Source organism: Lysinibacillus sp. FJAT-14745 (assembly GCF_001275675.1).
In the GTDB taxonomy this organism is placed as follows: domain Bacteria; phylum Bacillota; class Bacilli; order Bacillales_A; family Planococcaceae; genus Lysinibacillus.
The window spans coordinates 18,918-32,061 of sequence record NZ_LITM01000001.1 but is presented as its reverse complement, the minus strand read 5'-3'; the positions used below and the strand labels follow the sequence as shown (position 1 = coordinate 32,061).

Below are 13,144 nucleotides of genomic sequence, written 5' to 3'. Positions count from 1 at the left end.
GAGACCCTGCACGGAGCGAAGCGGAGGAAGCGGCTCGACGCTCGCCCGCAGGAAAGCGAGTAGCCCGTAGCGGAAATTAGCCTCTTTGGATGTATAAAAATGGTTAATCAACACACCTGATAAATTTTAAATGAGAGGCTATTTAAAACAACTAACACTGTTTACACTCCAAAAATAGGTATTTCCGATCTTTTCTAACCTCCATAAGGTTATCGAAAAACAAAAGGACTTTTATACTCCACTCTGTCACTTCTTAAGCAATAAGACTCTCAATTCATTATTGACATTCCTGCTTCAGTACATAATACTATACTTAAAATTTGAGTTTTTCATAGGCTTAAAGTTCCAATAAAACTCAAAGGAGGAAACTATTTGAAAAACAAAAGCATTAAGCGACGATTATTGTTTTTTACATTAAGTTTATTGTTAATGTCATCTGTAATTAATTCCGTATTAAGTGTATGGGTTGTTGGCAAAAATAGTAAAGAAGTTTTAATTGAGAAAGCTAATGAACAGGTCTATGAAATCGCAAAACAAGCAGAAACTATACTAAATTCTGAAAGTGATCCCATCCCTTCTTTACAAAATTTTGTGGAGTCAAAAGCACAACAAGAGAATGTGACTTATGCTATTGTCATTGATACCAATGTAAAAGCTGTGGCGCATAGTGATAAAAAGAAATTAGGAAAAACATATGAGGATGCATACACAATCGATGGTGCTAAACACGGAAAAAAGCAATATACGAGATGGTATGCTGAAGTTCAAGGTATTTGGACATATGACATCATGGAACCTATATATAAAGACGGCAAGCTTTATGGAGTAATTGATATTGGAGTGCCTGAAAGCGGTATTCAATCTATTACAGACTCTGTACTAGGCTATCAGATTATTACAGGTATAGTGAGTTTTATCATTATAGGTGCTTTAATGTGGTGGATTATTGGTCGCATCGTTACTGCCATTAAAAATCTTGAAAATATCATTCATCAAACTACTAACTTAGACTTTACCGAAAATCAAGAATTAGAGAAGCTATTAAATCATCAAGATGAAATTGGTCTTATGGCAAAAGGTATCTCTGGTATGCAATCGGCATTAAAGAGTGTTACCGTCAATATACATAAAACTAGCTCCGAGCTATCAGATTCCTCAAAGATTCTTATTCAAATTGCAGAGGATACGGTACGTACTACTGATGAAATTAGCTCAGCCATTAATGAAATAGCAAAGGCTACAGAAGAGCAAGCTCATGATACAGAAAAAAGTGCTGAACAATTAAATCAACTATCTGGAAACATTGATCGTGTTATTGAGCACACAGAGAAAATTGCTTCTATGACAGAGGATATTGATCATTTAAGTAATCAAGGTGTAGAAACCATCAACCAACTCTCTATTTGGTCAGAGAAAAATCGAGAATCTTCTCAACAGGTAAGCAACATCGTTCAAGAAGTAAATAAAACTTCATCTGATATATCAAGTATTGTCAATACCATTACAGACATCGCAACTCAAACTAATTTATTGGCTCTAAACGCTTCCATTGAGTCAGCTCGCGTTGGTGAAGCCGGTAAAGGTTTCGCGGTTGTTGCTGATGAAATTCGAAAATTATCAGAACAGACATCCATTGCCACTGAAGATATTAAAAATAAAATCTCAGCAATTCAGGATATTTCTAAAAGCGCTGTGCAGGAAATTAGTACGAGCCTTAGCATTGTCGAACAAAATGCAAAAGCTACAGAGGATACTAGCGAAATCTTTAATACAATAAAGGTAGCTCTAGATCAAACGAGTGAAGTGGCACAAGAGGTGAAACATTTATCTCATGAGATGAATGAGCGCAAGGAGCAAATCATTAGTGCAGTGCAAAACATATCTGCTTCTGCCGTAGAAACTTCTGCAGGAACAGAGCAAGTTTCTGCTTCCGCAAATGAACAGCTTAAAGGCATTGAGACTATCTCTGAAAAATCTAAAGACCTAGATACTATTGCTGATGCTTTAAAAGACGAAATGAAAAAATTCACTATTTAATGTAAAAAAGCTGATTCAATTTAAACTGTCCCTATAAGTTAGACACTTAGAAAAAAGTCTATCCTATAGGGTACTTTTGTTTATAATGAGAAAAAAGATGTCGGAGCGGAATAAATGACGAAAAGATTATTCACTAAAAAAGAGCAAGAACAACTAAACTGTAATCCTAATGTCCAAGCTATTAGTGATAAAGTGATTACTTATAATTGGGTTTTATTTTGGTTGACGCTTTCTTAATGTCCTCTAAACATACAATAACCATCTATCATTTTTTGCACTTTAATATATTCTACTTAACTCCCTTATTTTATAAACCGTATAAATTGTTTCTTCCCAATTTGTAAAACCTCATCATTCATTAATATTATGTCAGTATTATCTTCTACAAGTTTTTCCCCATTTAAAGAAACACCATTTTGTTTCATTAATCGCATAAATTCACTTTTACTTTTAATATATCCTTCAGTAATTAATGATGGAATAATATCTAGTACAGATTCTTTTCCTATTTCTATTAACATGGTGGGAATGTTATCAGGCAAAACCTCTCCTTCATTAACGATCTTACCTACACCCTTTTGAATCATCTCTAATTGTTCTTCCAGTTTTAAAAACATACAATACAACTCCTTAAATATTGAATTAATATTGCAAGTTCTATAAGAGTAAAAATCAATTTTGCCTTGGCGTAATTGTAGCTGTCGCTTCGCTTTCGTTACAGATAAATTGCCACAGGACGTGACGTTCTTAGACTGAGCTTCTCTATATAAAGAATCACATCGCATTCATCTTACCACCCGCTTCTGCTGAAGGAAGATAAAAAAAACGCCCTTTAGGAATCAACCTAAAGGACGTGTATGAACGTGTTACCACCTTAATTTAAGAGCTACTCACATAACTCTTCTCAATAGGTACGGCTAAAAGCGATACCTCTGCATTGATTACGGATGCAAACCCGTCGTAGCCTACTAAAGTTCGGTACGCAGCTCCAAGATGAATTCATTTTAACTTTCCTTGCGCCTCTCATCACCCGGCCACTTTCTGTAAGTTCCATTAAAACTACTAGTTCTCTTCAACACTTTTACTCTTATACTCCAAATTGTTATCAACAATTTTTCGTTATGCAAATCTTGATAATTATTATAGTACCTTTATTTGAATTGTCAATAAATTAATTTCAAGCGTATCAGCATAACGTGGGGCTGACTTCCGTTTCGGCTAGTATATTTATCACTTCGACAAATTATGACAAAAAAATATAATTCAGTTTGATATATTATTCTAGAAATTTATTATTCGAGGATGGAGAATAGAATATGGAAACACAAACCTACAGATATCCTAGACAAAAGATTAATGGGATTTGGCTAATCATTGCTGGCATAGCAATGTTCTTACTTTTAATAAAATATAACGGCTATCCAAATATTTGGCCTTTTGCCATCGTTTATGTACTAGGTATGATTTGGCAATTAAGCCCTAAAACCCGGGAGAAATTAGCAGTCGGTCCTGGAACACAGGAACAAAAAAAGTGGTCAAATTTCTCAATTTTTTTATTAGCTATTTTAGTTTTTGTCAGTTTTCAATTTTTTGCCGATGATTATAGAACTTGCTGGCTATTAATTATTTTAGCTGTCGGTGTTCATTTCTTACCTTTTATTCCGGTGCATGGGAAATTAATGCTTTTTCTATCAATCGCTTTAATAATCAATGCATTTATAGGATTAGTCATTACTAACGTAAGTCTAGACGTCTTTTTTGTAATAGATGGCCTAATAAAGATTTTATTTGGTAGTATTTTCATTAAGCTAAGCCCTATTAATTTTTAAAAAAATGAGGATTCTGCTCAGCAGTGATCCTCATTTTTTATAAGTGAATTTATACCATCTAGTACAAATAAAGTTAAACAAAACCGTATAAAAATTCAAAAATTTAGTTGACTCTATTTTTAATGTGTGATAAAAATGATATTATCAATTCGGAAAATTAATATTTGGGCAATGATAGGATTAAGTAGTGAAAATCTCCCTATATCAGAGAGCTGATGGTTGGTGCGAATCAGTATATAGATGATCATGAATTTCGACCTGGAGCATCTTTCATAAATCACACGTTGTGAGGAAGTGGAAGACGGTAGAGAATACCGTTATCAAATAAAGTGGTGAAGAATTTTTTTCACAACTAGGGTGGTACCGCGATATATATCGTCCCTACGTATGCACGTAGGGGCGTTTTTTATTTAGGTCTTACTCTTGTTGTATTTTCATAACTAGGGTGGTACCGCGATATTTTATCGTCCCTACGTATTTGCGTAGGGACGTTTTTTATTCGGGTCTTACTCTTGTTGTATCTTCATAACTAGGGTGGTACCGCGATATTTTGTCGTCCCTACGTATTTGCGTAGGGACGTTTTTTATTTAGGTCTTACTCTTGTTGTATCTTCATAACTAGGGTGGTACCGCGATATTTTTATCGTCCCTACGTTTTCGTAGGGGCGTTTTTTATATCAATTATGCCTTCTGCTGAAAGAAGTTAAAAGGAAGTGGTTGTATGAGAAAGGAGTCACGATAAAACAATAGTATAAAGACCGAATTGTCATAAATAAAGAACTAGAAAAAGAGAGGAGATAAAGAGATGAAATCACAGCAATGGACATCGAAATTAGGTTTCATTTTAGCCGCAGCAGGTTCAGCAATAGGTCTTGGTGCGATTTGGAAGTTCCCGTATATGGCCGGTATTGGAGGTGGCGGTGCGTTCTTCCTTATTTTCATCGGTTTTACTTTATTAATTGGTTTACCATTATTATTGGCGGAATTTGTAATTGGAAGAAGTACACAAAAAGAGGTTGTTGAAGCATATAGAGATATTGCTCCTAAGACACTATGGTCGGGGCTCGGTAAATTAGGGATTGTAACATGTTTCATATTGCTTTCATTCTACAGTGTTGTAGGAGGTTGGATTTTATTATATTTATGGAATGCAATTACAGGTAGACTATGGGAAGGAAATGGCGCGTACGAAGCAACTTTTGGTGAAATCATTTCCAATCCATTTTTAGCTGTTGGATCACAACTATTATTTATTCTTATTACAATTTTTATCGTAAGTAAAGGTGTGCAAAACGGTGTTGAAAAAGTAAATAAATATTTCATGCCAGCACTATTTGTTTTATTCTTTGTCTTAATAATTCGTGCTCTTACATTAGACGGAGCTGGAGAAGGAGTTCGTTTCTTCTTACAGCCTGATTTCTCACATGTAACATCTGAAGTTATTTTATATGCGATGGGACAATCGTTCTTCTCATTATCTGTCGGTGTCGGAGTAATGGTAACGTATAGCTCATACTTACCGAAAGAAGAAAGTTTACCGCGTTCCGCATTTTCTATCGTCGGTTTAACACTTGTTATTACATTGCTTGCAGGGCTTGCTATTTTCCCGGTTGTATTCGCATTTGGAATGGAACCATCTCAAGGGCCAGGTCTATTATTCATAGTATTACCAGCGATTTTCAGCAAAATGGCATTTGGAAAATTCTTCTTTATCATTTTCTTGTTACTATTTTTCTTTGCAACTATAACATCAGCAATTTCGATGTTGGAAATTAGCGTTGCCTCTTTAACGACAAAAGGTAAAGGGAAACGCGAAAAAATGGCATTGATGGTCGGATTACTAATCTTTGTTGTAGGGATTCCATCGGCGCTATCATTTGGCGTATTAAGCGATGTGAAATTGTTTGGAAAAACAATCTTTGATTTAGCAGACTTTACAGTAAGTAATATTCTTATGCCACTCGGTGTATTATTAGTAGCGATCTTCGTACCATTAAAAATGAAGAAAGATGTATTAATGAAAGAACTGGGTGTAAGTAAAAATAAAGGCTATAAATTATTTGTATTATGGTTATTCTTACTTCGCTATATAGCACCCATTGCAATTATTATCGTATTTTTAAATGTAATTGGCGTAATTTAAAATACAAAATACCCTAGAACCATGGGAATCGAAATGCTAACCTTTCTTTCTTTTATAGACAAAAAACCAAAACTAAAAAGGGCATACTTATTGCTCCTTAGTAGTTTTGGTTTTACTTTGTTGGGGTAATGGATCGTTCATACCGTTCATGATTTTAAAAAGCTAGAAACTTGTCTAACTGTGTTCGCCTTCACACGCTTGTCTATCAGGAAGTTTTATAGCTTTTGATTCTTTGGAAAAATGATTTCACAGCATGTTCCCACTCCAACTTTGCTTTGTACTTTTACTTTGCCATGGTGTTTGTCAATAATCCAATTTGCAATAGCAAGCCCAAGACCAAGACCAGCGCCTGTTAAACAACATATGAGGCTTATTAGAACTTAGGAATATTATTGTATCCTTCTATGATATCCCCAAATCCTTGGTTGATGAGAGCGTTCCCTACCGGCCGAAGAATTTCCTGTTTGCTTTCCACAAGATAATGTGCTTTCGGAGCGAATGAGTCGATCAAATATATCACTTCGTTTTTCTCCAACTGCCTCCCAAGATTGTTGAGACTTCAGTAAATCTTCCAACGTCAAGAGAGAATAATCTGTTCCTTCAAAAGTGAAATCACCATTCACTTGATACCACACATCCCCATTCTCTCGTAACCATTTTTCTCCGATGTTTTCAACACCTCATCTCATATTTCTGGCTACGTCTAAATAGGATTCTTCTTTTGTTTGTTGATAGGCTTCTAGTAAGAAATTCATTTCTCCTAAAGCATGATTTAAGGATGTTGGCTCCTCCTCCAGAGCGATTTCAAAAAAGGGTGGTAACGGTAGAATTAATTTGATAAACTTAGAGTACAAAGTGAAAACTCCTCTCGTGGTTTGTCTCAGCAACAATTACGATACGTGAGTTTTCACTTTTTTTCTATACTTTAATGGAAATTTATTGAATTTTCATATAGTAAACCCCAAGTTATAGTGATGAGCCTTATTTTTTATAAATCAACAGATATTTTAAACCTAGACCTATAATCATGTTTAAATAAAAATAAGCCATAAAGAAAAATCTCTTCACAGCTTATTTTTATAGTAATTATTTTTTATTGTTCACTAGTTTGTGTGGATGGCTTTAATAAGAACCAAACAATTACTAAAGTTACTAGTGCTAATATAAAAGTACCCATATAAATAAAATGTACACTTGAAGCTAATGCTTCTTGCGATTCGGTTACTACGTTTGCTGTCGTTCCTTCATGTTCACCAGAAGTTACAAGATCAAGGTTTTTAATACCGCGTGCATGAATCATCGTGTTGAACATCGCCCCGAAAACTGCAGCTCCTAACGTTTGACTAAACGTATTGATAAATGTGTTTAAGCCAATTGCAGTCCCGCGCGTCTGATTTGGAACGGCCGCTTGAATTGTTACCATGTAGATAGGTGTAATAAGCCCCATTCCTAAACCGAATAATCCAACTGCAACATAAATGAGGAATGCTGGTGAATCTGTCGACAATGTAAATAATGAAAAGGCAGCAACCGAAAGAACGCTAGCTCCAAGTAGAATGATTTGTTTCGTATTTAAGCTACCAACTAATTTACCTGAAAAAATAGTGCCAACTGTCCACATAACAGGAAGTGGCATTAAAACGAGTCCGGCGTCTGTCGCATTTTTTCCTAATACACCCTGGCTCCAAATCGGAAGATACATTGTAATACTAATAATCATTGCACCAGAAATAAGAGTTAGTATATTAATAGTAGATAATGTACGGTTAGAGAAAAGTGCTAGCGGAATTAATGGTTCCGGAGATTTTTTCTCAATGAATAAGAAAATAATGAATGAAACAGCTGCAAAGATTAAGAGACCAATAATCGTCATGTCACCCCAGTTTTGCTTACTGCTTCCTGTTAATAACGCGTATAGTAGAGCGATTGCACTTAAAGAGAAGACTGTTGCACCAAGATAGTCGATATGATGCTTAGCAGGCTTAATAGATTCTTTATAATAAATGACAATCATTATGCAGGCGATAATTCCAAATGGAACGTTTAAGAAGAAGATATAACGCCAAGAAAGGGAATCGACTAAAAATCCGCCAACTAACGGTCCGATAACACCAGAGATACCCCAAACAGCGCTAATCCACCCCTGTGCTTTTGCACGATCTTTCACTTCGCTATATAAGTCACCAATGATTGTCATTGTTATTGGCATAATAGCACCAGCACCTAGACCTTGAAGGGCACGAAAGACGATAAGCTGTTCCATCGATGTAACGACACCGCAAAGTGCAGAGCCAACTAAAAATATTGTAGCTCCGATAAGTAAAACTTTTTTACGACCGAATAAATCAGCCAGTTTCCCGTAGATTGGAGTCGAAACAGCTGTGGCAAGCATATAAATTGCATATACCCAACTAACAAGTTCGACTCCTGACAAATCACTCGTTATACGAGGGATAGCTGTACTAATAATTGTTCCTTCTACAGCAGAAAGAAATGTCATTAACATTAATGATAAAATAACTTTTTTTCTCATATTTTCCTCTTCGCTTTCATCTAGTTAAAATTATTGCTCTTCACCAAAACGTGTGGTTGATTTCCGTTCCAGCTGAGCGCTTCCCTGGGGGCGTCCGATGAGCCGCTAATCCCCAAGGGGTCGTCCAGTCGGAACGAAGATCAACTTATATACATGGCATACGTTTTAACAAATGACATCCACAACTTTTGGTGATGAGTCAAAATTATCCAATACATAACTATGTATTTTTTGTTGTCCACGTACCAATAACGGTAAAATCGAATATCTCCACCATTGAAACTGATATCAATAAAACAATTAAAGTTAGACTACATGATTTTCTTCCCTCATAAATAATCGTAACATTAATCAGGAACAGGCCATTCACAACCATTGGAAGTTCATCATGATACTTAACCGCACATTTACATAAATAACATTCATGATAATTGCTCATTATATAATAATCCACAAGACAAACATCAATTTTAACACAAATATCCATTAAAAAATCACCTCAAAATAACTAAAGAGGTGATTTTTATTAAACATTATTACAAATTATCATTCTTTATTATAAACGATCAATATTTAAAGCTAGTTACAAAAAAGTCCAGATTTCTTGAAACCCGTATTCTTACGTTATGCAAAAACATTCGCGAAAAAGAAGCTAGTGGTTTAACAGTTGTACTAATACTTAATGAACCTTGAGGATAGATATTTATCTCTGCACCATCAAATAAATCTCCATCTTTTGAAAGCCAGTTCTACACTTCTCCTTTTTTACGTGCTGCCATTTCATCTTTCATTTCTTCTTTTAATCCTTCAATTGATTTTTGACGCCGCTTATTTTTCTCTTTAATCATTTCACTTTGCGTAGGGTCCGCAAATTCCAAACTAATTTCCGCTTCATGAAGTTTTTCTTCAGTGTTCTTAACGATATCACGAATTCGTTCAACGTTATCGGATCTATCATCTGGTTTCGAGTGTCTTGAATTAGTCATGCTAACCTCCTAAAATTTTTACAATCAATTATGCCTCGGCATAATTGCGTGCCGGAGGCTTTAACTTCCTGCAGTGGGTGTTTGGACACCCGCTGCAAGAAGTTAAAATTAGTTTGTATTTTTTTTATGTTTATATGCACACTAATTTTTACCACTAAAAATACTTTTGCCCTTTTAGGCACGACAAGCACTGGAGAAAGCTAACAGTGTGCTTGCCACGTGAAGAGACTCTAGAAGTAACTACCTAAAACCTAAACATCATGAAAATTATAACTTTCTTATCTCTTTTCCTATGTATTAAAAACGTTAATTGTAATTTCTAAGTTTTTTCAAGTTGAATGTTTCATTTCTAACAGAGGTGCGGTCTATGATAGTAATTCTGTCACTACCTCTATTGTGGAAAAAGAAAAAATCCTGCATATAAACACAGGATTGAAGTGACCCCTATTGTTAAACACTATCTAACAATAGGAAGTGCAGTTTTTCTATGGTTAAATATACTGCCGAATATAAATTATAAGCTGTTGAGCGTTACTTAAGTGGCAATTGGAGAGTAGTTGTATAGGTGGCGATTTACGGATCAATCCAAAATCGTTCCATGCAAACCATGCAAAGACCTCAAATATGGGTCTTAGTCTAATCTTCTTCATTAATTTAACATATCCTTTACTATACCCTAAGAAGGGCGGTAAAAAGTGTTAAATCCAATGCATTTTAATGTAAGACATCGAATGTTTCCCGCTTTTCCTAGAGCAAAGGAATAGGAGAATCTATAGGCGAATCCCGTGACGGGTCACGCCGTTCAAGAAATCTTTTTTAAAATTTCTGGTTTTAACGAGAAAAGTGGATAGGCTACAGTGATTTATACAATTCTGATAGATGTTATGTAATACACAACGATAACAATTCATCCAGAAGAATATACATAAATGAAGAGATCAGACGGAACCAACCTCAGCTGACCTTTGACTTTTCTTTCAACCTTGGACTTCGATAGGAATAACAACAAAAAAAGTTAACTAGTAAGAACTAGTTAACTTTATATACAGTCACACTCAATAGTCCATTAAATAACATTTAGTGACATTTACTCTTCAGATGGCGAAAAATCGATTGAAGTTTTTAAAAAAATAAGTCATTCCAAAAGGAGTTACTGCTCTTGCGTCGCCGGTTTCGCGAAGTTCGGCGTACTCTGCTCGTGCGTCGCTGGTTTCGTGAAGTTCGACGTACCCTGCTCGTGCGTCGCTGGTTTCGTGAAGTTCGACGTACCCTGCTCGTGCATCGTTGGTTTCGCGAAGTTCGACATACCCTGCTCGTGCGTCGCTGGTTTCGTGAAGTTCGGCGTACCCTGCTCGTGCGTCGCTGGTTTCGTGAAGTTCGGCGTACCCTGCTCGTGCATCGTTCGTTACTAATAGGATCCTGGTACATGAAGTGACCTAACCCTGAGTTGTTAGCAATTGCTACTGCCTTCCGTATTAGTGGCATATTCAAACCTCCTTTCATCTTATTAGAGAAAGAAGGTAGATTCCTTTTTCAAAAGAATCAAACCCATGCCTCTGCACATTTCTTTCCCTAATCGTAATATATGAGGTTGCACTAAAGATGTTAGAGTCAATCGCATAGTTTTCGAAAGGAGAATATAAACTCTATATCTTTTTGTGGAATCTTACATTTTGTTTTATACGAATAATTTAAAAATGAAAGGAAAGAATTCGCGTGTTTAACGGCATAATAATACCTGAATATCATCTTTTTATTCATCCTTTAGATTTAAGTGAACTTCGAAAAGATATATGGTGTGACGATCCTATCCCTGCCAAGCTAACGATTAACAAAAGAAAGTATGATATTGATATCGCTTATCGTGGCTCCCATATCCGGGATTTTCGAAAGAAGTCGTATCACATTTCGTTTATTAAGCCAAGTACGTATAGAAATACCAAAGAAATTCATATCAACGCAGAATATAAAGATCCTTCTCTATTAAGAAATAAACTATCGCTCGATTTTTTCAATGAAATAGGGTGCTTATCGCCAAAGTCCCAATTTGTAAATATGAAATTGAATGGGAAAAATGAGGGGCTTTATTTAGAATTAGAATCAGTGGATGAGTATTTCCTTAAGAATCGACAACTACCACAAGGACCATTATTCTATGCGGTTGATGGCGATGCTAACTTTTCGTTGATGAGTGATCTTGATAAAGAAGTAAAGAAATCGCTTAAGGCTGGCTATGAACTAAAATATGGGACAGAACAAGATGAATTTCATTTACAAAAAATGATTATTGAAATTAATACCCTTTCAAAGGCTGAATTTGAAAATGAAATTGTGAAATACATCAATGTTAATCAATATCTTAGCTGGTTGGCTGGCGCTGTTTTCACCCAAAATTTTGATGGTTTTGTTCATAATTACGCATTATACCAAAATAGCGAAACTAGGCAATTCGAAGTCATCCCGTGGGATTACGATGCAACATGGGGAAGGGATGTAAACGGGAAAGTGATGGAGGAAGACTATTTACGAATCGAAGGATTTAATACGCTTACCGCAAGAATTCTCGACGTAAAAACATTTCGACGTCAATACAAAAACTTGCTAAAGGTTATTTTAAACAACCAATTTAATGTAGACTATTTGAAACCGAAAATACAAGGTATGCATAATTTAATAAGACCTTATATTCAAAAAGATCCGTATAAAAAAAACGATATCCATTTATTTGATAAGGAACCAGAGTATATATTGGATTATATTGAAGCACGGGCGAAATATATAAGAGGGAAATTAGATTCATTAGATTAAGTTGTTGCATCATCTTACAAAACCTGGTTTGAATTCAATTGATTTTGCTTGATACATTTTATCCTTAAGCATATACGTAACTTGAATATCACCTATACTTCCACCTGCTGGAGAAATTTGTCCTCCGATGTTCGCAATAAGTTGATTGTCGTTTATTTCAAAGTTGATAATATTTCCAAAGTATATATCAGGAAATAAATGTTCAGCATCAATTTTTAAAGGTTTAGTATCAATTGTATATTTCTTTTTACCAATAATAATGATTGCTTTGTTAGGCAATAACTCGGTCTTTACGTTTTTTAACACTATTGCAATCGGGTCGTCAACAAGCACTTCAACTGGTACTGCAACAAGCTCCTTACCTATTCTTTTATTTTGGATATGGAAAACGTGAACTTCTCGTTCTAATATCGCAGTACCAGTACCCTTGGTCAAAATTATGATTAACTCATTTTTCCCATCTTTATTGATGTCCTCATAGATAATTTGAGGTGACCAAGTAGGACTAGTTGTATTCATCCAATAAGGTCTTGTAAGAACACCGCCTTGAAAATAAATTTTAAAGTCTGTATATACTCCATTCATCTTTTTAGCATAAAGGGTAACATCCGCTTTCTCAGACTTTGCAATTTCATCATATTCATTTATCATTGCTTTAGTTTTTGTTAAAACAGTAAAAAGAGAAATAGCAATAATTAACATAAGACCTTTTTTCATAAGAAAAGCACCTCATATTCAGTGTTCTCTATAACTGACTGTTTATCCCACTAGACTGCGTCGTTAGTTGAATAACTGACAGTTTTTCTTA

General features: G+C 35.2%; 11 protein-coding genes, 1 pseudogene and 2 other annotated features. Of the genes and pseudogenes, 5 read left to right on the top strand and 7 right to left on the bottom strand.

Annotated features, from left to right (window positions below):
* Positions 1 to 372 precede the first annotated feature (372 nt).
* Positions 373 to 2,037, top strand: a complete 1,665-nt coding sequence (locus AMS59_RS00150) for a methyl-accepting chemotaxis protein (protein ID WP_234007646.1) — start codon at positions 373 to 375, stop codon at positions 2,035 to 2,037.
* 114 nt (positions 2,038 to 2,151) lie between these two features.
* Entirely contained in the window at positions 2,152 to 2,274 is a 123-nt protein-coding gene (locus AMS59_RS26590; RefSeq protein WP_255349989.1) for a hypothetical protein, read from the top strand.
* Positions 2,275 to 2,339: 65 nt separating this feature from the next.
* On the opposite strand, the gene AMS59_RS00145 is transcribed toward AMS59_RS26590, so the two are convergent.
* Positions 2,340 to 2,654, bottom strand: a complete 315-nt coding sequence (locus tag AMS59_RS00145) for a hypothetical protein (protein WP_053481756.1) — start codon at positions 2,652 to 2,654, stop codon at positions 2,340 to 2,342.
* Positions 2,655 to 2,881: 227 nt separating this feature from the next.
* Positions 2,882 to 3,122, bottom strand: a binding site (T-box leader).
* Positions 3,123 to 3,353: 231 nt separating this feature from the next.
* On the opposite strand from AMS59_RS00145, the gene AMS59_RS00140 reads away from it, so the two are divergent.
* Both AMS59_RS00140 and AMS59_RS00135 read left to right on the top strand, forming a co-directional pair.
* On the top strand, positions 3,354 to 3,866 hold the full coding sequence (locus AMS59_RS00140) for a DUF6609 family protein (protein ID WP_053481755.1): 513 nt from the start codon (positions 3,354 to 3,356) through the stop codon (positions 3,864 to 3,866).
* A 162-nt stretch (positions 3,867 to 4,028) separates the two neighbouring features.
* Positions 4,029 to 4,252: a binding site (T-box leader), on the top strand.
* 419 nt (positions 4,253 to 4,671) lie between these two features.
* On the top strand, positions 4,672 to 6,009 hold the full coding sequence (locus AMS59_RS00135) for a sodium-dependent transporter (protein ID WP_053481754.1): 1,338 nt from the start codon (positions 4,672 to 4,674) through the stop codon (positions 6,007 to 6,009).
* Between the two features lie 215 nt (positions 6,010 to 6,224).
* On the opposite strand, the pseudogene AMS59_RS26090 reads toward AMS59_RS00135, so the two are convergent.
* From AMS59_RS26090 to AMS59_RS26830, 5 genes and pseudogenes are all read right to left on the bottom strand, one after another.
* A pseudogene (locus AMS59_RS26090) lies at positions 6,225 to 6,353 on the bottom strand (sensor histidine kinase); the annotation flags it as partial.
* A gap of 336 nt (positions 6,354 to 6,689) precedes the next feature.
* Complete coding sequence (locus AMS59_RS24685) at positions 6,690 to 6,863, bottom strand: hypothetical protein (RefSeq protein ID WP_156304517.1); 174 nt, start codon at positions 6,861 to 6,863, stop codon at positions 6,690 to 6,692.
* 239 nt (positions 6,864 to 7,102) lie between these two features.
* Positions 7,103 to 8,542 carry an MDR family MFS transporter gene (locus tag AMS59_RS00130; protein ID WP_053481753.1) on the bottom strand — a complete coding sequence of 480 codons (1,440 nt, stop codon included), beginning with the start codon at positions 8,540 to 8,542 and terminating at the stop codon, positions 7,103 to 7,105.
* Between the two features lie 749 nt (positions 8,543 to 9,291).
* Complete coding sequence (gene tlp / locus AMS59_RS00120; protein ID WP_053481751.1) at positions 9,292 to 9,528, bottom strand: small acid-soluble spore protein Tlp; 237 nt, start codon at positions 9,526 to 9,528, stop codon at positions 9,292 to 9,294.
* Between the two features lie 1,122 nt (positions 9,529 to 10,650).
* Positions 10,651 to 11,013 carry a CotG/ExsB N-terminal domain-containing protein gene (locus tag AMS59_RS26830; RefSeq protein WP_369814287.1) on the bottom strand — a complete coding sequence of 121 codons (363 nt, stop codon included), beginning with the start codon at positions 11,011 to 11,013 and terminating at the stop codon, positions 10,651 to 10,653.
* Between the two features lie 231 nt (positions 11,014 to 11,244).
* On the opposite strand from AMS59_RS26830, the gene AMS59_RS00110 reads away from it, so the two are divergent.
* On the top strand, positions 11,245 to 12,336 hold the full coding sequence (locus tag AMS59_RS00110; protein WP_053481749.1) for a CotH kinase family protein: 1,092 nt from the start codon (positions 11,245 to 11,247) through the stop codon (positions 12,334 to 12,336).
* A gap of 9 nt (positions 12,337 to 12,345) precedes the next feature.
* Here the strand turns inward: AMS59_RS00110 and AMS59_RS00105 are convergent, their stop codons facing one another.
* Complete coding sequence (locus AMS59_RS00105) at positions 12,346 to 13,053, bottom strand: hypothetical protein (protein WP_053481748.1); 708 nt, start codon at positions 13,051 to 13,053, stop codon at positions 12,346 to 12,348.
* Between the last annotated feature and the right edge of the window lie 91 nt (positions 13,054 to 13,144).